24 protein-coding genes are annotated in these 18,796 nt (G+C 64.7%); 20 read left to right on the forward strand and 4 right to left on the reverse strand.

Annotated features, from left to right (window positions below; genetic code table 11):
* Positions 1 to 574: 574 nt before the first annotated feature.
* From OM960_RS18640 to OM960_RS18675, 8 genes are all read left to right on the forward strand, one after another.
* Entirely contained in the window at positions 575 to 1,267 is a 693-nt protein-coding gene (locus OM960_RS18640) for a hypothetical protein (protein WP_264772996.1), read from the forward strand.
* Entirely contained in the window at positions 1,264 to 3,510 is a 2,247-nt protein-coding gene (locus OM960_RS18645; protein ID WP_264772997.1) for a TnsB C-terminal domain-containing protein, read from the forward strand. The genes OM960_RS18640 and OM960_RS18645 overlap by 4 nt, the downstream gene beginning before the upstream one ends.
* Positions 3,511 to 3,513: 3 nt before the next feature.
* Positions 3,514 to 4,536, forward strand: coding sequence for a TniB family NTP-binding protein (locus tag OM960_RS18650; protein WP_264772998.1), 1,023 nt, complete (start codon positions 3,514 to 3,516; stop codon positions 4,534 to 4,536).
* A complete protein-coding gene (locus OM960_RS18655) occupies positions 4,536 to 6,410 on the forward strand; it encodes a TniQ family protein (RefSeq protein ID WP_264772999.1) in 1,875 nt (624 codons plus the stop codon). The genes OM960_RS18650 and OM960_RS18655 overlap by 1 nt, the downstream gene beginning before the upstream one ends.
* Before the next feature lie 301 nt (positions 6,411 to 6,711).
* The gene (locus tag OM960_RS18660) at positions 6,712 to 7,155 is read left to right on the forward strand and encodes a hypothetical protein (protein WP_264773000.1); all 444 of its coding nucleotides are present in this window, start codon (positions 6,712 to 6,714) and stop codon (positions 7,153 to 7,155) included.
* 234 nt (positions 7,156 to 7,389) lie between these two features.
* On the forward strand, positions 7,390 to 7,980 hold the full coding sequence (locus tag OM960_RS18665) for a helix-turn-helix domain-containing protein (protein WP_264773001.1): 591 nt from the start codon (positions 7,390 to 7,392) through the stop codon (positions 7,978 to 7,980).
* A 168-nt stretch (positions 7,981 to 8,148) separates the two neighbouring features.
* Positions 8,149 to 8,511, forward strand: a complete 363-nt coding sequence (locus tag OM960_RS18670) for a hypothetical protein (RefSeq protein ID WP_264773002.1) — start codon at positions 8,149 to 8,151, stop codon at positions 8,509 to 8,511.
* A 144-nt stretch (positions 8,512 to 8,655) separates the two neighbouring features.
* A complete protein-coding gene (locus tag OM960_RS18675) occupies positions 8,656 to 8,946 on the forward strand; it encodes a WGR domain-containing protein (RefSeq protein ID WP_264773003.1) in 291 nt (96 codons plus the stop codon).
* Between the two features lie 31 nt (positions 8,947 to 8,977).
* On the opposite strand, the gene OM960_RS18680 is transcribed toward OM960_RS18675, so the two are convergent.
* Together OM960_RS18680 and OM960_RS18685 are read right to left on the reverse strand one after the other, a co-directional pair.
* Complete coding sequence (locus tag OM960_RS18680; protein WP_264773004.1) at positions 8,978 to 9,220, reverse strand: hypothetical protein; 243 nt, start codon at positions 9,218 to 9,220, stop codon at positions 8,978 to 8,980.
* A gap of 22 nt (positions 9,221 to 9,242) precedes the next feature.
* Positions 9,243 to 9,725, reverse strand: coding sequence for a hypothetical protein (locus tag OM960_RS18685; protein WP_264773005.1), 483 nt, complete (start codon positions 9,723 to 9,725; stop codon positions 9,243 to 9,245).
* Between the two features lie 144 nt (positions 9,726 to 9,869).
* On the opposite strand from OM960_RS18685, the gene OM960_RS18690 reads away from it, so the two are divergent.
* Positions 9,870 to 10,271, forward strand: a complete 402-nt coding sequence (locus OM960_RS18690) for a hypothetical protein (protein WP_264773006.1) — start codon at positions 9,870 to 9,872, stop codon at positions 10,269 to 10,271.
* A gap of 48 nt (positions 10,272 to 10,319) precedes the next feature.
* Here the strand turns inward: OM960_RS18690 and OM960_RS18695 are convergent, their stop codons facing one another.
* Positions 10,320 to 10,754, reverse strand: coding sequence for a hypothetical protein (locus tag OM960_RS18695; protein ID WP_264773007.1), 435 nt, complete (start codon positions 10,752 to 10,754; stop codon positions 10,320 to 10,322).
* Between the two features lie 144 nt (positions 10,755 to 10,898).
* On the opposite strand from OM960_RS18695, the gene OM960_RS18700 reads away from it, so the two are divergent.
* From OM960_RS18700 to OM960_RS18735, 8 genes are all read left to right on the forward strand, one after another.
* Positions 10,899 to 11,195, forward strand: a complete 297-nt coding sequence (locus OM960_RS18700; RefSeq protein WP_264773008.1) for a hypothetical protein — start codon at positions 10,899 to 10,901, stop codon at positions 11,193 to 11,195.
* The gene (locus tag OM960_RS18705) at positions 11,192 to 11,575 is read left to right on the forward strand and encodes a hypothetical protein (protein WP_264773009.1); all 384 of its coding nucleotides are present in this window, start codon (positions 11,192 to 11,194) and stop codon (positions 11,573 to 11,575) included. Before OM960_RS18700 ends, OM960_RS18705 begins: the two co-directional genes overlap by 4 nt.
* Positions 11,576 to 11,626: 51 nt before the next feature.
* On the forward strand, positions 11,627 to 12,079 hold the full coding sequence (locus tag OM960_RS18710; RefSeq protein ID WP_264773010.1) for a hypothetical protein: 453 nt from the start codon (positions 11,627 to 11,629) through the stop codon (positions 12,077 to 12,079).
* On the forward strand, positions 12,076 to 12,435 hold the full coding sequence (locus OM960_RS18715) for a hypothetical protein (protein ID WP_264773011.1): 360 nt from the start codon (positions 12,076 to 12,078) through the stop codon (positions 12,433 to 12,435). The genes OM960_RS18710 and OM960_RS18715 overlap by 4 nt, the downstream gene beginning before the upstream one ends.
* Positions 12,436 to 12,447: 12 nt before the next feature.
* Positions 12,448 to 12,645 (forward strand): hypothetical protein, encoded by a 198-nt coding sequence (locus OM960_RS18720; protein ID WP_264773012.1) that lies wholly within the window; start codon positions 12,448 to 12,450, stop codon positions 12,643 to 12,645.
* A 209-nt stretch (positions 12,646 to 12,854) separates the two neighbouring features.
* A complete protein-coding gene (locus OM960_RS18725) occupies positions 12,855 to 13,925 on the forward strand; it encodes a DUF475 domain-containing protein (RefSeq protein ID WP_264773013.1) in 1,071 nt (356 codons plus the stop codon).
* A gap of 240 nt (positions 13,926 to 14,165) precedes the next feature.
* On the forward strand, positions 14,166 to 14,513 hold the full coding sequence (locus OM960_RS18730) for a helix-turn-helix transcriptional regulator (RefSeq protein WP_264773014.1): 348 nt from the start codon (positions 14,166 to 14,168) through the stop codon (positions 14,511 to 14,513).
* A gap of 11 nt (positions 14,514 to 14,524) precedes the next feature.
* Complete coding sequence (locus OM960_RS18735; RefSeq protein WP_264773015.1) at positions 14,525 to 15,808, forward strand: type II toxin-antitoxin system HipA family toxin; 1,284 nt, start codon at positions 14,525 to 14,527, stop codon at positions 15,806 to 15,808.
* Positions 15,809 to 16,110: 302 nt separating this feature from the next.
* Here the strand turns inward: OM960_RS18735 and OM960_RS18740 are convergent, their stop codons facing one another.
* On the reverse strand, positions 16,111 to 16,392 hold the full coding sequence (locus tag OM960_RS18740; RefSeq protein ID WP_264773016.1) for a hypothetical protein: 282 nt from the start codon (positions 16,390 to 16,392) through the stop codon (positions 16,111 to 16,113).
* A 99-nt stretch (positions 16,393 to 16,491) separates the two neighbouring features.
* Here OM960_RS18740 and OM960_RS18745 point away from each other — a divergent pair, with 99 nt between their 5' ends.
* The 3 genes from OM960_RS18745 (at position 16,492) to OM960_RS18755 (ending at position 18,750) form a co-directional block, all read left to right on the forward strand.
* Positions 16,492 to 16,917, forward strand: a complete 426-nt coding sequence (locus OM960_RS18745) for a hypothetical protein (RefSeq protein WP_264773017.1) — start codon at positions 16,492 to 16,494, stop codon at positions 16,915 to 16,917.
* 129 nt (positions 16,918 to 17,046) lie between these two features.
* Positions 17,047 to 18,354 carry a hypothetical protein gene (locus OM960_RS18750; protein WP_264773018.1) on the forward strand — a complete coding sequence of 436 codons (1,308 nt, stop codon included), beginning with the start codon at positions 17,047 to 17,049 and terminating at the stop codon, positions 18,352 to 18,354.
* 192 nt (positions 18,355 to 18,546) lie between these two features.
* Entirely contained in the window at positions 18,547 to 18,750 is a 204-nt protein-coding gene (locus OM960_RS18755) for a helix-turn-helix domain-containing protein (RefSeq protein ID WP_264773047.1), read from the forward strand.
* The last annotated feature ends 46 nt before the right edge of the window (positions 18,751 to 18,796 follow it).

Here is an 18,796-nt window from a genome sequence, read left to right on the forward strand (position 1 = left end):
GCACGGGATGGTCGGTCGGGCTCATGGACAGTCCGGCACGTCGCGGATGCCGCCCCTCGGAAGCGGATGGCCTCGGCTTCGCGGCGATCGGCGAATCGGTTTGCGAAAAAGTATTTCTTAAACAATCACTTAAGCTCGCTTCTCTGCCGCGGGCGGCGCCGCGGCGCGTAGTTATCCACATGTTTGAGGTCTGCGGGGGTCGTTCATTTTTCGCATATTATTCAAATACTTGCGCCGAAACCTCTATGTGGTAATCCCCTTCGGCGGCCGTCACGCGGAAGTTTCCGCTTTCGGTTTTTCGGCCGCGTTGGCTAAGTCGAATCGCGCGACCGGCAGCGGGCCGCCGGAGACACCGCCAGAAGGAGCCGAAATGAAGGACGGATGAAAAGAAAAATGCGCGACCGGGGTCGCGCATGAAGTCTTAGCCGAGTTGCCTCGCCTGCTTTATCAAGCCCGAACATAGACGTCCCGTTCAGGGACGCAAGGGCTTTCGCGGCAACTCATGCGTAATCGGCCGTGCAGCGCGCTGCACGGCGCCGGCGCGGCACGCGCCGGACAGGGATTTGTTGCCTGAATGGACGAGATCGACACCAATCAATCGAAATACGCCCGCTGGACGCCGCCCTTGGCGTCGCGGGCCGCGAGAAAGGTCGCGGTCGCGAACCGCGGCAGCTACAAGGGCGAGCGCGTGGTTGCCAAGGGACCCTCCCGGATCCTCAAGATCGACAGCTATGGCGAGTATCTCAGCGGCCTCTGCATCGAATACGAGGCAAGCGTCGCGGAGATCGCAGAGCAGCTTCCACCCGTCGGGTACCACGATGCCGATGGCGTCGTGAAGAAGCACTACTTCGATCTCGGCGCGACGCTCCATGATGGCCGCCGCCGTGTCTACGCGGTAAAACCGAAGCGCCGCGCGGCCGAGACTGATTTCGAAGCGGAACTCGCACTCGTCGCCGGGCAGTGGCCCGATGGTTTCGCGGATCAGGCGTTCCTGGTCACCGAAGAGCACTACGATCCGATCGATGTCTTCAACGCGAAACTGCAGCACGGCATGCGTGACCCGGAGCTGGAGGCCGACGCTGCGGCACTTGCCGTCGTCAGCGCCATGGCCGAAGCGAAGACACTGGGGGAACTGGTGGCAGAGATCGGCCTCGACGGGCAGGGTTACCGCGCGCTCGTGCGCCTGATCACCGCCGGCGTCCTTGTCCTCCGCCACCGGGAGCGGATCGGCTACGCAAGTGTCGTCGACCGCGGAGTGAGTGAATGAGCACCCATTTCGCCCCGCCGGTCCGGTATCGCTTCAATCCCGACGATCGACTGGAATACCAGGGCGTCGACTGGAGGGTCATCGCGCAGAACCTGCAGGTGACGACGCTCTCTCAGGTCATGGCGCCCCAGATCACGGAAGTGATCGATCACGGCGTGATGAGCCGCGCCGTCGCGACCGGCAAGGTCAGGATTCACGACGAATACTATGCACCGAAGCACGTCTCGAAGCGCCTGCAGTCGCGCGACATGCTGATGTCGACGACTCCGATCAAGACGCTGCGGGCCGCGGTCGCCAAGGAGGCCTGCGTCCTCGCCTACCGGGAGATGCGGACGCGACCGGAAAACCCGGTTCCGTACGGCGACGAGCATATCCGCAAAGGATCCGCGAACTCGAACGAGCTCTTTCTCCTTGCGCGCGCGAAATTCACCGAGTTGACCGGCAAAGTCGGATCGGCGCGATTCGGTATCGGCGATGTCGGCATCGACAACCCGCCCGGTGCCCGCTCGCTGCGGCAGTGGACGAAACTCTACGACCTCGATGGCCTGCACGGGCTTCTCGACCGCCGCTGTCAGAGCGGAAACCGCACCAACCACTATTCGAGTGAAGTCCGGGCACATCTCGAGATCTTCGTCGAAAAACAGATCAACATGGAGATGTACCACGAGACGCTGATCATCGAGGCCGTCACGCAGGAGTTCGCCAAGCTCAACCGGTCGCGTGCGGCGGAGGATCCGCCGCGTCCGGCGCTCGACGTCCCGAAACGGGACATGATCCGGCGCACGATCGCGGAGGTCGAGCCATTCATCAAGGATCTGCGCCGCTACGGCGCCGACTATGTGAAGAACAAGCGGGCGCCGATCGGAATGGGGCCGCAAACCAGCCGCGCCGGAGAAGAAATCGAGATCGATGAGTGGGAGGCGGACCTGTTCGTCGTTCTCAAGGATTCTGGTATTCTCGAGCTGCTCTCCGAGAAGGAGCGCGAGGATTTCGGGCTCACCGGCAAACCGGTTCGCGTCTGGATCGGCGCGGCGATGTGCCGTTACAGCCGCGCCTTTCTCGGGTTGCAGGTGTCGTTCACCGCCACGACGAGAAACGCCCTGCGAACGCTCGAAATGGTGACGATGCCGAAAAACCATCTGGCAGGCGCCGTGCAGGCGCTCTGCCCGTGGGACATGCATTGCGTTCCCGAAGTCATCTATACGGATGCCGGACCCGCCTATAGATCGCTCGAGTTTCGCTGCGCTGCGCTCGATCTCGGTTGCACGGTTCTCCGCGGGCCGGGAAAAACGCCACGCCTCAAGGGGCGCGTCGAGCGGCTGTTCGGCACGATCGTCACCCGTCTCGTCAGCCGGTTTCCCGGCAAGACGTTTTCCAACATCTTCCAAAGAGGAGACTACCCGTCCGAGGCCCGCGCGACCCTGCGCCTCGAGAGCTTCATCCAGGTGCTGATCCGCTGGATCGTCGATGACTATCACGACCGTCCGCGCCATTCCCTCGGCAAGAAGTCGCCGGCCGAGCTCTGGGAGACGTCGGTTCGCCACACCGGCGTCCGGCCGCTCGATCGCCGCAAGTCGTGGTGGGTTTTCGGTGTTCCGCTGAAGCGGAAACTCCACGCGACCGGGCTTCGGGTGTTCAACATCGACTATCAAGACGCGGACCTGCAAAGGTGGGCGAACCGGAACCGGACGACCACTTTCGATGTCCGCTGGCGTCCCGACGACCTGGGCAGTATCGAGGTTCAAGTCGAGCCAGGGACCTGGCTGCAGGTGCCGGTGTCGGATCCCGCCTTTGTCGGAAAGAGCGCCGCCCATGTCCAGCTCGCCGCGGCGCGCGCGGAGGCGGACTATGCCGGCCGCAAGGCTAGGGCCGAGGAAATCCGGGCCCGCGTCTATGACTATATCGAGGAGATCACGGAGAGGGAGGCGGCATTGCATGCGGTGGTCTCGCGGGAATGGTCGGATTCCGTCATCCGCCGCATGGAGGACACGTCCCTGGCGTTCCTGCGAACGTCGAAAACGATCATGGCGGACGGCGCGGGCCTCGGGCTCCACGCAAGCCCGGTAGTGCCGGCACCGCGCCCCGAGCCGACGCCCGGTTCGGCGACGAAAACGCCTCCGAGAAAAACCTCCCGCAAGTCCCGGCGCAAGCCGGGGCGGAACGGCGAAAAGGCGCGCGCCGCGGCCGCACCCCATCCTTCCAATCCCGGCTTTCCTCCGGCCGACGACAGCTTCCTGGAGTAACCCATGACCACCACGGCAAAGTCCATCCCTCAGCTGCCGGAAGACGCCGACGTCGGGCAGAAGCTGGCCTGGCTGAACGACCGCTATGTCAGCTCCTTCCGCGACGGCGAGTTTCTCGAGCGCCTCGGCCAGATCCTCGTCCGAGGGGGCGATGGACGCCTCCTCCCCGAACCGGCGCGTTTCGGGATCGACCGCGAGGCGCGCGGGCTGATGGTGACCGGCGAAAGCGGGAGCAGCAAGACGACCCTGATCCGGCGCAACCTGTGCAGGGAGTTCGGTGTCGATCCGATCGGGGGAAAACTGCCCCCGGAAGTTCTCAGGATCGATTTGCCGCCGGCCTGTACGCTCAAGAGTTTCGGCGTCGCGATCATCGAGAAGACCGGCTACAGCGTGATCAAGGAAAGCCGCCCGAGCTGGGAGATCTGGCAGGCCGCCCGCCACCGCCTGGTCCAGAACGGAATCCGGCTCGTCTGGGTGGACGAGGGCCAGCATGTCTTCCGGGCCGGGCGGATCGCGGATGTCCTCGAGGTCTGCAACACGTTCAAGACACTTCTGAAAGGCGATCACGCGGTCGCCCTCATCCTTTCCGGCATTCCCGAGCTCGCGAATTTCACCGACCTCGATCCGCAGGCGTCGCGGCGGTTTCTGAAGCTCCATCTCGACCCGGTCATGGAGTCCGCTGACGCCGAGGCGATGTCGCACTACCTCGCCACGCTGTGCCGTCATGTCGGACTTGCCACACCGCGGGACGATGAGTTCATTCCGCGCCTGTTTCACGCCGTCAACTATGGCTTCGGAAGCTGCTTCGAACTCACGATCATGGCCGCGCGCCCGGCGCTTGAAAGAGGGGCGAAGGCGCTGTCCTTCAATGACTATTCGAAGGCGTTCGCGATGTTCACGGGGCGGAAGTCCACCTTCAATCCCTTTGACGTGGAATATTTCGCAGAGACGAAGGCGGGCTTCGTCCGTCAAACCGAGGAATTGACCGTCGCGGCGGGCGCAGACACCGCGAAACGGGGGATTTGATGAGCGGGAACGAGATTCTCACACCCTATCTGCCGCTTCATCCGGATGAGACCGCCCACGGGTTTGCCGGTCGATTGGCGGCGTTTCATCTCGGCGGGAGCGTACACAGTATCCTGCGTGACATCGGGTTGACGCTGCAAAGCCTCGCCGACGGCGTGAAGGCGGCCATTCACCGACTGGCGGAGGTTTCCGGTGTGTCCGAATGCGCGCTCGCGCGGGGTGCTGTCGAAGCAACCGGCGGCCGGATGTACTCCGCCCGTGGAGAGGACTTCAGCCGCGAGCTGTTGCGGCGCTCGTCCTTCACGGTTTGCCCGCTCTGCGTCGAGGATGACCTGGCCCGGGGGCAGGGAAGGGCCGAGCTCGACTGCCACTATCGCTACATCTGGCAGTTCCGCCCGGTTCGGACCTGCCTTCGCCATCAAGTCGTCCTCATCTCCTCGGGGCCGCAGGAGACGGCGCACAAGATCTACGACTACGCCCGTCTCTTCTCGGAACTCCACCGTGAAATCCCGATTCTCGTTCGCGCGGCGCGGTCTCGCACACCGTCTTCGCTGGATGCCTACTCCGTGGCGCGGCTGGAACAGCCGGTCTCGACACCCGGAGGCTGGTTGGAAACCAACTCCCTCGAGCAGGCCGTGCGCGCCTGCGAAATGCTCGGCGTGGTCCTGGTGCATGGACCCAGGGCGAATCTCGACACCTTCACCCCGGACATGTGGGACGAGGCGGGCCGCGAGGGCTTCGCCGTGGCGTCGGAGGGAGAGACGGCAATCCGCACGGCGTTGCATGATATCCGGTGTCGGCATCAGGGTGAGATGAGCCATAGCGGGCCTCAGGCAATCTATGGCAGCCTTTACAAGTGGCTGAATTTCGGCCGACGCGGCAGCGATGTCGGTCCGATCCTCGATCTCATGCGGGAACACATACTGGATACGGTCGCGATCGCTCCCGGAGCCAACGTCCTTGGCAAGGAGGTGAAGACGCGGCACATGCATTCGGTGGCGAGCTTGCACCGCGAGTTCAAACTTCACCCGGCAAGATTGCGCAAGTTTGTCTTCGCGGCCGGCCTTGCCGGACCCGAAGACGTCAACAGCTCGTCGGCCCACATCGTGTTTCCTGCCGAGGCCGGGAGCCGCCTCGCGTCAGACCTCAAGGATGCCATCCCGAAGGTCCGGCTGCCGGACTACCTCAATTGCTCGAGGGTCCACGCCAACTTACTGGCCAGGCACGGTTTGATCCACCCGATCATTCGGGCCGCGGACGGGGATGGCATCGGGGAGATCAGCTTTTCGCGCCGGGCGCTCGATCAGTTTCTCGACAGCCTCGAGCGGGTCGTGCCAATGCTGGGCGATGACGACGATGGCAGAGACCTTCTCGACCTGGCCGACGCCGCGACCCGATCCAGGTGCGGAGTAGAGGTCCTCGTGCCATGGCTGACGGCCGGCCTTCTCAAGCGCCCGCGTCGCAAGGAGGGGGCTCGCGGACTGGCCGCGCTGTTGGTCGATCCCGAGGAGTTGCGAGCCGTTCGCGGACGGCTTTCGCCGCGATCGACCGTGAAGCTGAGCACCGTTCAGAAGACGCTTGGCGTGGCACCCAATGTGGTCAAATCGCTCATCGCAGACCGGCCCGGCGGACCGCTTCTGCCATCGGTAACCGTATTCGCTAAGAAGAGCAGCGGCAGCTGGAAGGAAGTGCCGAAGGCGGCCCTGGAAGTTTTCGCCCGCGATCACGTCGGCCTGGCGGCGCTCTCTCGTGAGCGGCGCGTTCATCATCGGGAGCTACGTCCACAGTTGGACCGTGCAGGAATAGCTCCGATTGCCGATCCTTCAGATCTTGGCATGCGCCTGTACCGGAGGTCCGACTTGCTCGGCTTTTGACTTCGTTCTGAAAACGTGAACTGAGCCCGCCTCCGAGCGGGCTCTTTTTTTCCCGACATCCCTGGTTTTCTCAAAAAAACCCAGCGATAGAGGGCGTGCTCAGTTTGGCAAGGTTTTGGCGCCTGTTCTGGCAGACTTGTTGGCGGGATCGAATCTGACGTCAAAGAAAACAACCACTTACGGTGGCGCTTTGGCAGGGTTTTGCCCGATTCTACACCGAGGCGGGCCACCGGCTCACCCTCCGATCGATGGCCGCGAGAGCGCGGAAACGCGAAAGCACCGGATCGGCGGCGAAGCGTTCATGATTGGAGAGACGGAATTGGAATATATCGTAATCCCACTCGTCGTTCTTGCCATTGTTCTCACCTCGATGGTGTTCGCCTTTCTGGCCATCGATAACAAGAAGCACGACCCACTTGTCTACCTCACCATGGCGGCCGGACTTGTTACCATCGGTTGCGCCCTGGCCTTCCTCGCGGAGTATTGGGAAACGAAGGCTTGGCTGACCTATATCGACAGCGAGACTCCGCACCGGGTGCTCCGGGAAGAAGAGATCCACGAGATCCACCCGCAATGGCGGGACGCCTTGGCGGGAAATCTGTACGGAAAGCCCGGAGGAGTACGCTTGGCCTGCATCGCCAATTTCGACGGGTCTTTCGAAAGCGTCCTCATGAGGGCGGACGGTGAGCGGGATCCCCTGTTCGACCGCCGGGCCTCCGCGGCCTGTGCGCGCCTCGGAGCATGAGCCCCGGCGCAGATCGAGCCGCCCCGAAATAGCTCTGCCAGAGATCGACCCGCGGCGACCTTGCCCGCGGTTCGTTCGATCTCTTCCGCGAACTCCGACAGCGCCATGTTCTTGGTCCGGCGCGCCGCGATACCCGGGTTAAGCCACTTCTCGAGGACGCGCGCGAACAGTTTCCCTTGCAAGGTCCCGATGATCCAACTACGACCTGTTGATAGCCTAATCATAAGGTGACTGATGCAGTCCCGAGAGCGTCTGAACTCGATCAATAACGAACTTGCAAAGAAGGGATACACCCAGGCGCGCGTGGCGCGGGAGCTCGGTGTCACGCCATCTTCCGTCACCAATGTCTGCAAGGGCACGAGCAAGAGTCGGAGGATCGAGGATTTCATCTCGAACATAATCGGTATGTCCATTGGCGACATGCCGGTGCAGTCCCGCGAGCGTCTGAACTCGATCAATACCGAACTTGCCAAGAGGGGGTACACCCAGGCGCGCGTGGCGCGGGAGCTCGGTGTCACGCCACCTTCCGTCGCCAATGTCTGCAAGGGCACGAGCAAGAGTCGGAGGATCGAGGATTTCATCTCGAATATCTTCAGAATGCCCCCTGGCGACGCCCCGATGCCGTCCCGAGAGCATTCGAATCCGATCAATCACGAACTTGCCAGGAGGGGATACACCCACGCGCGCGTGGCGCGGGAGCTCGGCGTCACGCGGCCTTCCGTCTCCAAAGTCTGCAGGGGTACGAGTAAAAGTCGAAGGATCGAGGACTTCATCGCTAACATAATCGGCGTGCCCCCGGGCGACATATGGAGTCACCGCAAATAGCGGTGCTTCTCTCCGGACTGCAGCCCGAACCTACTGGTGCGAACCAGCGATCGAGCGCGCCGTCTCGCGGGTCCTCTGAACCCGGATAGCCCGCTTTTTCCGGAGCGCCGTTTTCGCACCTGCGGGCTAGGATCGCGGTCGACGCAATCGGCCACGGGGAATACCGCCATGAATGCAGCCTACCATCGCAAACCCGTCTCGGGACTTCTCGCCTTCGGCGAGGGTCGTGACGAGCGGATTCTCGGAGAGACGGATATCGCGCTCGCCTGGACGACGGACGAGCATGGCGCTTGCCTGCAAAAGCACGGCCTGCCCGACCTGGTGGAGGCTCAGGCGGCACGGATCCGCCCGATCGATCCGACGGTCCAGGTCATCGTCATTCCCTGGACGGCGATCGCAGATCCGGTGGCCGGACCCCGCATCCTCGAGGAGATCAACGCCTGCCTCGATATCTCCGGGCGGGTGGGAGGGATCATCTGCCGGCTCGAGCAGATCCACGAAGACTCCAGGATCGAGAGCCCGGCACCCTGATCAGACCCGGCTTGAGAGGACAACATGAGCAGCTTCGCGCATCTGACGCCTCCAGACGTTCTCCTTCTGTTCAAAACACTTGATTTGCGAAGAAAACCGCAGTCTACCTCGAAATGTAGGGTCATGATTGCCGGGGGTCTTCCCATGGACATCTATCTCGAGAAGGTCGACCCGGAGGCGAACTGCTTCCGGTTCTACAACATCCGGAGCGAGCCGGATCTTTTCGCGGAACGCGCGCTCGTCGTGCAATGGGGCCGGATTGGCCGGGCCGGCCAGGTCCGGATCCGGGGCTCGGGGTCGATTGAAGAGGTCGGCCGGATCGGCGCGAAGATCCTGAAGCTCAGGCTCAGCCACGGCTATTCGGAGCCCGGACAGGATCAGGGGGAGGGCGCGCCCGCCGCCTCCTCCGGCGCGGATTCCGGTCCTTCGGCATAGATGAGCCTCGGTTCGCCAGGCTTCGCGCGCCTTACGCCTCCGGGGCCTCCGGGCCCTCGATATCCGGATCGTAGGACTGGACGATGTCCTCGATCGACAGGTCCGGGATATCGACGCCGGCGGCGAGCGCCTTGCTGATGATCGGTTCGAGAGACCTGACGATGTCGCCGGCGCGGATATTGCCGACGATGCGGGCCTCCGGAACCCACGAGGCCGCGCAGTAGCGCAGCACCGCGAGCACGGTCAGGGCTTCGGCATCATCGGTCGGGGGCAAGCGGGCCGGATCCCGCCGCGGCTCAGAGGCCGGGTTCGGCGCGCTCATCGAAGAAGCCCTCCGGAAGCGTGATGTCGATGATGTTCTCGCCGATCTCGCGGCCGAAACGCTCCCAGAAGGCGCCGGCCATGTCGAGCAGCTCGCCGGCCTGGGCGGTCTCGCCCTCGATCGTCACCTGCGTGTCCTGTTCGTAGCCGCCGTCGCGGAACTGCCGGCAGGCAAGTTCGAAGGTGATCGCCATCGCGTCGTTGGCGGGATCGTCGGTGGTCCCGCGGATCCCGTCGAGATCGATCTCCGGAAAGCCGCCGCCATCGACGCGCAGCACGTCCGCGCCGCCCTTCACCTCGAGGAAGCCCTCGATCGCTTCGTGGTTGTTCGTGAGCAGATCCTCTACCTGGTCGACGGCCTCGGCCTCCGTTCCGGCATCGTCGACCTCCAGAATGCCCTGGCGGGCGAGATCGAGGACGAACTGGAAGGCGGTGATCAGGCTGGGGGCGGCGGACATGAGGGTCTCCGGGGGGGCATGGATCTTGCCAAAGGATAGGCCGGGTACTAGACAAGAGAAACAGGAAATTCGATATTCGCATTAACTCCGGCGGACCTGCCCGCTCTTGCCGGGCAACCGCAGACCGGATAGAGGACGACGATGATGCCGCAGGTTCCCCTGATCCTCCTCTCCCCCGCCATCTCCGTCGCCCTTGCGGCGTTGCTTCTTTCATTCGGCCTGCACCGCCGCGCCGCGCTCGCCGCGCTCGCGGCCGACAGCCACGTGCGCGAGTTCCTCGACGAGATTCGAGGTCACGACGCCCGGATCGGCTGGGCGATGGCCGCCACACTCGCGGCCTTCTTCGCGATGCTGCTCGCGGGTGCGGCGATCTACGCACCAGGCCACTGGATCGCGACGTTCCAGCTCTCGATGTCCTTTACTGTGGGCACGGCTATCGGCAGCGTCGCGGTCGCCAGGGGCGCCAACCTGAAGGGACCCGCGCTCATCCTCCTGCCGCCGGCGATGATCGTCGGGTTCGGGATCGCCTTTCCGGCGCTCCTCTGAAGACCGGGTGGCGCCGGACCTGTCCGGCCTGAGGCCGCGCCGCGCGCATCAGTCGCAGGAACTTCCTCCGTCGAAACCGCCGTCCGCGGACGAGGAGCAGCCGCCACCGCTCGCGGAGTGGGAAATGCCGCTGCTGCCCGCGATCACGGTGGTCAAATCCGCATCATCCATGGCCGCGGTGCGGCCGGAGTGGTGGGGCCGGGTCAAGGCCGGCTCGGCGCGGCGGCTTCCGGAACTGGCGGGCCGGGTCCTGGCGTTTCCGGAAGCCGCATCCGCGTTCGGGAATGCGCGATCGGCGGAAGGGACGCCGCGGCGGATCGCCGAGGGGTCGGTCGCGATGTCCAGGTGCAGATCCTCGTCGAAGCGCCGGGCGCGGTCGCCGGGGCTGGTTGCGGCCCGGCGCTTGCAGTTGGACCGCAGGATGAGGAGGCCGGCGATGCCGGTCGGCGCGAAGATGATCAGTGCGGAAAGAAGGGTCGACATGCTGGCTCCGGGTGTCTGATTTTCGCATCGTAACAAGACCGGCAGGGGAGAGATAGAGAAATGCGAAAAAATCAGACACCTCTTTTCATATGGGCGATCTGCTGCTAGTTTGCGAAAAACAATAACTGCCAGCGAGTAACCACCATGTGTGACAGCGCGCCGAAGACGAAGATCGAGGATGACGACCTGCCTGACTACGTCCGCCGCTGCGGCGCCTGCGATGGCGCGGGCGAGTATCCGCAGCGCTACACCGCCGGCTGCGGGATGGGCTACTACACCTCCATGGGGCGATGCGACGTCTGCCGCGATCCGGATGACGGCAGCAACTGGAAAGGTGTCGGGCTCCTTTATCGCGACACCGGGAAGCCGGTGCCGAAATCCGTGGTCATCCAGATCGAGAACGCGCGCCAGCGGCGCGCCGGCGTGGAGGGCGGGCAATGAGCAGCAACACGTCACCGGTCGCGTTCCGGACCGTACGGTTCGCCGAGCGTGACGGCGATACGCTTTACCTGTTCCGGATCGGTTCCGGTCGGGTCGTGGTCGGCATCGAGCCTGACTATGCGCCTGGGCTCGCGGCAGAACTGCTGCCGGACGAGGTGCGCCGCCTCCTTGAGGCGGTTCGGGACCGGACCAGCCTGCGGCTCGATGCGCACGGGCTGAAGTTCGCCAGCGCCAACCGCGGGGAGCCATACCGGGACGGGTTCGAGTTCAGCTTCGTCCAGGCGCCGCTCGAGGTCTTCGTCGAGGATATCCATATCGACTTTGTTCAGGAGTTTCTCGAGGCCTGTATCCCGGCCGAGCCGGGATCGCCCGGGCTCTAGGTTCGATTGCCCGAAAGAGCCGGCAGGACCGCCGGCGCATGGAGTGACAGAATGAAAGCCGAAAACCCGAACCGCGCCTACCTTCTCGCTTTCCACGAGGCCGTCTACCGGCTGGCCGGGGAGCGCCCGCATGCCGGACGTGAGGAGCCGGCGTGGCCGGTCGACCTCTTCGAGATCGAGCGCGAAGCGTCCCGGCTTACGCGCGTGGCGGAGTCGGAGTTCAGGCCGATGGCGGTCGGCGGCGTCATGCTGGCGTCGGCGGCGCAGCGCGATGCGGCTGATGCCTTCGTGGCAATGATCCGCAGCGAGGGCGCGCAGGGTATCGGGATCCTCGAGCGCCTGCTCGCCGATCGCGGCGTCGCGGCCCGCCATGCCTACCGCACTGCGGACCGCTTGATCCAGAAGATGCGAAAATCACAAATGGTAGAGTGGAAGATGGGGTTCGGATGGGATCTCGGGCCGGCATCCGTCGCGCCGCAACCCGACACCGGGGGCGCGGCATGACCAGGGATGACGCCCGCGCATACTGGGCCGCATCCGGCCTGACCTATGCCGATCTGACGGGGCATAGCCTGAAGGGGCTGCGCAAGATCATCGACGCCGCCCTGCGCTCGTCCGGCCTGATCGAGGGCTACCGGGCCGCCGGGGCGCCCCGCATCACGCGGATCGGGACGGGGATCGCGGCGGAAATCTACTGCCGGGCCTATTACTTCGACCGGCGTGAGGCAGTCACCTTCAACCGTGATGGCTTCATCGGCTTCGCCGGGTGGGCGGATGAGAAGAACGTGCAGCCGATCCTCTCCGCGTTCCGCGCCTGGGTGGACGAACTGAAATCGGCCGCTCCCCGGGTCGCGCGGTAGCGGAGGGAAGCCATGCCTCGCGCCACCAGGCCCTCCGAGAGAAACGGCCGCACCGTCGTCTTTCCGACCGATGCTCTCGACCGGTTGAAGCCGCATGCCGAGCGCCGGGAGATCTCGGTGAACGAGCTTCTGCGCCGCGTCGTCGACGTGATCGTCGATGACGGGCTGATCGACGGCATTCTCGACGACCTGCCTCACCCGGCCTCGTAGCACGTCCCTGAACCAGAAAGCCCCGGACATGGATCCCGTCATAGGGCCGGCGCGCCGTTGAAGTCGCGTCGGTCAGTATGTCTGAATGAGGAACGCGAAAATAACTCTTGGCTCCGTAAATCCACCTTCCACTTTCGCATATCGACTGCTAATTTGCGTAAAACAATTGCCTGGTGCGAACCCGGCCCTGTCAGGAAAGAACACAAGAAGTGAAATCCACGCTGAGCTACTACTACGGCGCTCTCGCCGTGACCCTTGTCGGCCTGGCCGGAGCAACCTGGCTCGGCTGGCACTACGGCGGCATGCCGGGCGCCCTGTCGTTCCTGATGATCGGCGCCGTGCTCGCGGTCCTGGAGATCTCGCTCTCCTTCGACAACGCGATCGTCAACGCCAACAAGCTGAAGGACATGACGCCTGAGTGGCAGCACCGGTTCCTCACCTGGGGCATCGTGATCGCGGTCTTCGGCATGCGCATCGTGTTCCCGCTGGCGGTCGTGGCGATCGCCGCCAAGATCGGGCCCATCGAGGCGCTGGTCCTCGCCGCCTCGGAGCCCGAGGAATATGCCCGCATCATCGGCGAGGCGCATCTCTCGATCGCGGCCTTCGGTGGCACCTTCCTCCTCATGGTGGCGCTCGGCTTCTTCATCGACGAGGAGAAGGACGTCCACTGGTTCGCCGCGGCCGAGCGGATGCTCGCCGGCATGGGCGGCATCAAGGGGGTCGAGATCGCCATCGTGCTCTCGATCATCATGGGCTTCTGCACGATCCTGCCCGAGGCGGATGTGCGGACCTTCCTCTTCGCCGCGGTTGCCGGCCTCCTGACCTTCCTCCTGGTCGAGGTCCTCGGCCATGTGCTCGATGCCGAGGACGAGGTTGTCGGCGCGACGGCGAAGGGCGGGCTCGGAGCCTTCCTCTACCTCGAGATGATCGACGCCTCGTTCAGCTTCGACGGCGTGATCGGCGCCTTCGCCCTGACCCAGAACCTCTTCCTGATCGCGATCGGCCTCGGCATCGGCGCCATGTATGTCCGCTCGATGACGATCATGCTCGTCGAGCGCCAGACGCTCGCGGCCTTCCGCTACCTCGAGCACGGCGCCTTCTGGTCGATCCTCGCGCTCTCGATCGTGATGTTCGCCCAGACCATGGTCCATATCCCGGAAGTCGTGACCGGCCTCTTCGGGGCGACGCTGATCGGGATCGCGCTCTGGTCCTCGATCCGCTGGAACCGGGCCAACCCGGGAATTCCGGATCCGGTCGAAGCGGCGATCGCGGGCGAGTGACCGGCAACGCCAGGCGGAAGAAACGAAACGGGCCGGCCCTCGCGGGGCCGGCCCTTTGTATTCAGGCGCGGCGCGCCCGGATCGCATGTCGAAGTGCGTGGATTATTCGGGGGCAGCGGCGAGGGTCGGGATTGCCGATCCTCGCAGGCATCCAGCCGGAGATCCAGATATGCTTTATCCTTGAAAAGTACCTCACAGGTTACATATAGCTACTCAATGTGGTCCAAGAGGAACAATTACATGGAAGATCGCCGCATCTCCGGTGCCTTTCCCGACGCGCTCGTTCCGCTCCTGCGCCGTATGGGCGAGGACCTTGCCGTGGCGCGGAAAGCCAGGCGCTTGACACAGGACGATCTCGCGAGCCGCATGAATGTCGCGAGGAAGACCGTCATCAACATGGAGAAGGGGGACCCGCGGGTCAGCTTCGGCGCCTATGCGGTCGCCGGCTGGATCATGGGGCTCGAGCAGAATCTGCTTTCGGCTTTCGACCCCGGGAACGATCCTGTCTTTCAACGCGAGGCGCGGCTGGCGCAGCCGAAGCGGGTCCGGGCCGATACCGGAAATGACTTCGGCGATCTCGACTTCTGACGGAGGCAATCATGCAGCATCGGGCTGTCGTCTTCATCGATCTCGACGGGGTTTCCGTCCCCGCCGGCAAGATCCGCATCCTGGAGGATGGGCGCTACTCGATGAGCGAGTTCGCCTACGGCCGGAAATACCTCGAGCGGCCCGACGCGGTCGCCCTCGATCCGGTCCAGCTGCCGCTTGGCTTCGAGGTCATGCGGACGCCGGATGATTTCCCGATCTTCAACGGGATCCGGGACGCGGCGCCCGACGCCTGGGGCCGCAAGCTGATCGACCGCCACATGATCCGGGCGCTCGGCCGGCCGGCCGGCGAGGCGGAATACCTGCTGACCTCGCAGAGCGGCAACCGGATCGGCGGGCTCCGGTTCGGCCCGGATGCCTCGGGGCCGGGGCCGATCGAGGGCGTTCCGCCGGTCGATGGCTTCATCCATCTCGGCGACCTCGGCGATTTCCGGAAGGCGGTCGATGCGATCGAGCGGTTCGAGCGGCTTCCGGTAGATCTCGCCGATTTCATCGCGCCGGGCTCCGATCTCGGCGGCGCGCGCCCCAAGGCGACGGTGATGGTCGACGGGTTCCCCTGGCTGGTGAAGTTCGGCCTCGAGCGGGACCGCATCGACATGGCGCGGATCGAGGCGGCCTGCCTCGACCTGTGCGAGATGGCCGGGATCGAGACCTGCCGGCGCGACGTGATCGAGATCGCCGGGCGATCCGCGCTGCTTCTTAGCAGGTTCGACCGCGTCGAGGCGGAGGGGGACATCCGGCGCCGGCACATGATCTCCTCGCTGACCCTCCTTGGCGCGCACGAGGCGGACCGCGGCGCCTCGGGATATGCCGATCTCTACGACGGCATGCGCCGGCATGGCGTGGCGGGCGATCACGGCGAGGCGATCTTCCGCCGCATGGTGATGAACGTGCTCTGCGGCAATACCGACGATCACTACCGCAACCACGCCTTCCTGCTGGAGCCGGGCGGGCGCTACAGCCTGAGCCCGGCCTACGACGTCACGCCGACGCTGCAGGCCGGGACGACACGGCACCTCTTCCTGCATCTCGGGAAGCCGGGCTCGGGCCGCGAAGCGACGCTGGAGAACGCCATCTCCGGCGGGCCGAGCCTCGGGCTGCGGCTCGAGGAGGCGGCGGCGATCGCCAACGAGATGTCGGCGGTGGTCGGGGCCAGCTGGCGCCAGGTCATGCGGGACCGCGGGGTCGGCCTGGCGGATCTCGAGATGGTGGAGAACAGCTTTCGGCAGGCCGGGCGCCAAGTGGAGCCGGATGACGCGCGTCTCGAGTTGCGGTGACCGGCGCGCCGGTCTTGCAAATCCACCGGCAGAGCCATGCCTTCAATATAAAGTTTTCGGTGAAGGTAACCGATGAACCACCTGCCGCTCGCTGTCCAGAATACCTACCGGGATCTTGTCGACCGCCACTTCGGCCATCGCTGGCCGAGGACCGACCCGCGGAACTGAAGGCAAGCTACGACAATGCGGTCGGGCGCGGCCCAAAATGGAGAGGGCACCTCGCCGCGGCGCTCAGAGAGCATCCGGACGTGGCCGCGATGATCGCCGCGGCCTGATCCGGGCATCGATGTCCCGCCGGGAATCTATGGCGCGAGGCCGTCCTCACCCGGCACCCGATCCGCTTCCGCCCTGAAGCGCCCGCAGAACTCGGCGAGCCACGCCCTTTCGACGAGCCGGCCTCTTTCGGTTCCCGGCACGATCTTGCCGTCGATCACGAGGGCCGCGTCGAGTTTCGTGTTCACGGCGTCCGGCTCGCCGGCATCGACCGCATAGACGATCGCCTGCGGATGGAGGTCCGGCACCAGATGGCGCATCGCGGCATCGAAGTCGGGCCAGATGCTTTCGGCGGGGGTCTCGGCGGTCATGTGGGGCTCCTGAAATTGGTTCTGGCACTCTATCAGGCGATGTGCGAAAATCAATGATATTAAACGATCTCCACTTCCGATCGAATCCAGGATGAGCACTTGAAGAGCAAGGACGGGGCGGACAAGATGCGTGATGCCGGGGCCGAGATCGAGCGCAGGATGCGCAATCTCGGGGCGGATGCGGGTGCGGAGGCGCTCGAGGCGGCCGGCGACCATGTCTGGACCACCGCGGAGGGCGACAGGATCGCGCTTCGGGATATGGGCGGCGATCATCTCATCAACCTGATCCGCCATACCGGCCGCAAGATCGATGAGTGGACCGCGGCGCGGATCGCCCCCGAGGCTTCGGGTGCCGAACCCGAGGGGCGGCCGGGCCTCCCGCCGGACGAGGACCCGATCGCATCCCTCGTGACCGCCAATGCCAATGCCAGGCTCGAGTTGCAGCGGCGCCTCACCAGCGGGACGGGCCGCGTGCCACCTGATGCCGATAGGGATCACGGCGATGACGAGATCCCGTTTTCCTGAAAGGATCTGCTGCCGAGGCGCCGTCGATATAGAAACTACCGACCCACCGGAATCTGGCAGATAGCCGATTGCGACTTTCGCCCGCCAGATCTAGATTTGCGAATAACAGATATATGCAAGGAGACCATCATGCCCACTTCTCTTCGTGACGCCTTCGCGAACCTCGGCCTGCGCGCCGAATACAAAGGCCAGCCGGCGCTGCTCTTGCCGGTGACGGATGAACTCGCCGGCGATCTCGACGCAGCGAGCATCCGCCAGGGCGTTGCCGGCGGCCAGATGCTCGTCAGCTGGAACGACGGCGAGCGGCGCAACGGCGCGGTCATCGATGCCGGCGCTAAGAACGACATCTATATTTTCGTCCGCCGCACCGACGGCTCGGACCTTCGCATCGCCGCCGGCGACATGATGGATGCGACGCTCTCCGTGCTCGGCGCGCGGAACACCGCCCGCGACAACGCCGCGAAAGTGGCCGAGGCGAACGCCAAGGCGCGCGCCGACTACGAGGCCGCCCGCGGCCGCGGCGAAACCCCGGCCGAGCCCGAAGACCGCCAGCCGGTCTTCGCCGAGAACGCCTTCGATCGTGTCCCGGGCTTCGTCGCTTGTGTGCTCTCTGCCGTGGAAGCAGCCCGCTCCGACGATCTCGCCACCGAAAAGGAGATCAGCGAACTGAACACGTTCATGGCGAGTCTGCGCGAGCTGACCCGGGACGAGCTGACCTCCGCCGAACGCGCCCGTGCCGATGAGGCGGCCCGGCTCCGCGCCGAGATCGCGATGCTCGCGCCGGGTCACGCCGAGGCCCGCGGCGCCCGCATGCCTGCGGCCTATGAGGGCGATGGTGAGGCGGCCCGCGACCTGATGGAGTCGCTCCCGAGTGACCCGAATGGTCTCACCGCGGCGCAGTCCTCCATCATGGCGCGTAGCGGCAACATGGATCTCGCCCGCCGGCTGTTCTCGGTGGCGACGACCACGCCGCTCATGCAGATCGAGCGCCGCGCCCTGTCGCATACCGGCTTCAAGACCTTCGCCCAGGAGCTTGCGCGGCACGAGAACAAGGCTGCCGGCGAGGCGATCCTGCCGCGTATCCGTGCGGTGACCGCCGATGGCATGCCGGGTTACGAAGACCAGTGGCGCGGCAAGATCTACACCAAGGACGGCGCCGACATCCTGCTCATGCGTGACCGGGTCGCAGCCTATGCCTATGCCTGGGACTCGGCCTCCCGCATCGCTGAGATCAATGTCGACGCCGCGCTCCTGCGCAACTTCACGGCGGAAGATGTGCCGAGCGAGGCGGACCTCGAGGCGCTCCGCGCGATCAAGGCGGACCTGCGCCACGACAACGGCGCCGAGGTGGACTTCGACTGGGACGACGAGGACGAGGAGGTTCTCGAGGACGACGGGATGGATGTCGGCCGCGGACCGCGGCCGGCGGGCTACTGATCCGCACCATCGCCAGCCGGACAGAAAGGGCGCCTTCGGGCGCCCTTTTCAACGCGATGCCGGGAAGCGCCGATCGGGGGCGAAGTTGTGGATATGCGAAAACAAAACAGAGAATTTCATTGAAATATCTCCACATCAACAGAATATACCCATGACGGCCCGGACGACAGAGGCCGAAATTGGAGATTGATCATGGAAATCGCGAAAATCGGAAACAAGGTGCGCCTTGAGCGGCAGCGCCGCGGACTGACGCAGCAGCAGCTGGCCGACAAGTCCAGCGTCAGCAAGGGGCGCATCGAGGCCATCGAGAATGGCAGGTGCATGGATATGGGCTTCGGGATGGTCACATCGATCCTGTCGGCGCTCGGCCTGACCCTCGCGATCGAAATCGCCTGATATTGGCGGATTTCCGCCGACCCGGCGCGAGCTGCGAAAAATGCGC

This window comes from Defluviimonas salinarum, assembly GCF_026013545.1.
Lineage (GTDB): Bacteria > Pseudomonadota > Alphaproteobacteria > Rhodobacterales > Rhodobacteraceae > Albidovulum > Albidovulum salinarum.

Bases quoted from the DNA above. Each gene is read 5' to 3' on its own strand.
- OM960_RS18640 (WP_264772996.1), top strand. From the start codon at position 575: ATGGACGAGATCGACACCAATCAATCGAAATACGCCCGCTGGACGCCG.
- OM960_RS18645 (WP_264772997.1), top strand. From the start codon at position 1,264: ATGAGCACCCATTTCGCCCCGCCGGTCCGGTATCGCTTCAATCCCGAC.
- OM960_RS18650 (WP_264772998.1), top strand. From the start codon at position 3,514: ATGACCACCACGGCAAAGTCCATCCCTCAGCTGCCGGAAGACGCCGAC.
- OM960_RS18655 (WP_264772999.1), top strand. From the start codon at position 4,536: ATGAGCGGGAACGAGATTCTCACACCCTATCTGCCGCTTCATCCGGAT.
- OM960_RS18660 (WP_264773000.1), top strand. From the start codon at position 6,712: ATGATTGGAGAGACGGAATTGGAATATATCGTAATCCCACTCGTCGTT.
- OM960_RS18665 (WP_264773001.1), top strand. From the start codon at position 7,390: ATGCAGTCCCGAGAGCGTCTGAACTCGATCAATAACGAACTTGCAAAG.
- OM960_RS18670 (WP_264773002.1), top strand. From the start codon at position 8,149: ATGAATGCAGCCTACCATCGCAAACCCGTCTCGGGACTTCTCGCCTTC.
- OM960_RS18675 (WP_264773003.1), top strand. From the start codon at position 8,656: ATGGACATCTATCTCGAGAAGGTCGACCCGGAGGCGAACTGCTTCCGG.
- OM960_RS18685 (WP_264773005.1), bottom strand. From the start codon at position 9,725: ATGTCCGCCGCCCCCAGCCTGATCACCGCCTTCCAGTTCGTCCTCGAT.
- OM960_RS18690 (WP_264773006.1), top strand. From the start codon at position 9,870: ATGCCGCAGGTTCCCCTGATCCTCCTCTCCCCCGCCATCTCCGTCGCC.
- OM960_RS18695 (WP_264773007.1), bottom strand. From the start codon at position 10,754: ATGTCGACCCTTCTTTCCGCACTGATCATCTTCGCGCCGACCGGCATC.
- OM960_RS18700 (WP_264773008.1), top strand. From the start codon at position 10,899: ATGTGTGACAGCGCGCCGAAGACGAAGATCGAGGATGACGACCTGCCT.
- OM960_RS18705 (WP_264773009.1), top strand. From the start codon at position 11,192: ATGAGCAGCAACACGTCACCGGTCGCGTTCCGGACCGTACGGTTCGCC.
- OM960_RS18710 (WP_264773010.1), top strand. From the start codon at position 11,627: ATGAAAGCCGAAAACCCGAACCGCGCCTACCTTCTCGCTTTCCACGAG.
- OM960_RS18715 (WP_264773011.1), top strand. From the start codon at position 12,076: ATGACCAGGGATGACGCCCGCGCATACTGGGCCGCATCCGGCCTGACC.
- OM960_RS18720 (WP_264773012.1), top strand. From the start codon at position 12,448: ATGCCTCGCGCCACCAGGCCCTCCGAGAGAAACGGCCGCACCGTCGTC.
- OM960_RS18730 (WP_264773014.1), top strand. From the start codon at position 14,166: ATGGAAGATCGCCGCATCTCCGGTGCCTTTCCCGACGCGCTCGTTCCG.
- OM960_RS18735 (WP_264773015.1), top strand. From the start codon at position 14,525: ATGCAGCATCGGGCTGTCGTCTTCATCGATCTCGACGGGGTTTCCGTC.
- OM960_RS18740 (WP_264773016.1), bottom strand. From the start codon at position 16,392: ATGACCGCCGAGACCCCCGCCGAAAGCATCTGGCCCGACTTCGATGCC.
- OM960_RS18750 (WP_264773018.1), top strand. From the start codon at position 17,047: ATGCCCACTTCTCTTCGTGACGCCTTCGCGAACCTCGGCCTGCGCGCC.
- OM960_RS18755 (WP_264773047.1), top strand. From the start codon at position 18,547: ATGGAAATCGCGAAAATCGGAAACAAGGTGCGCCTTGAGCGGCAGCGC.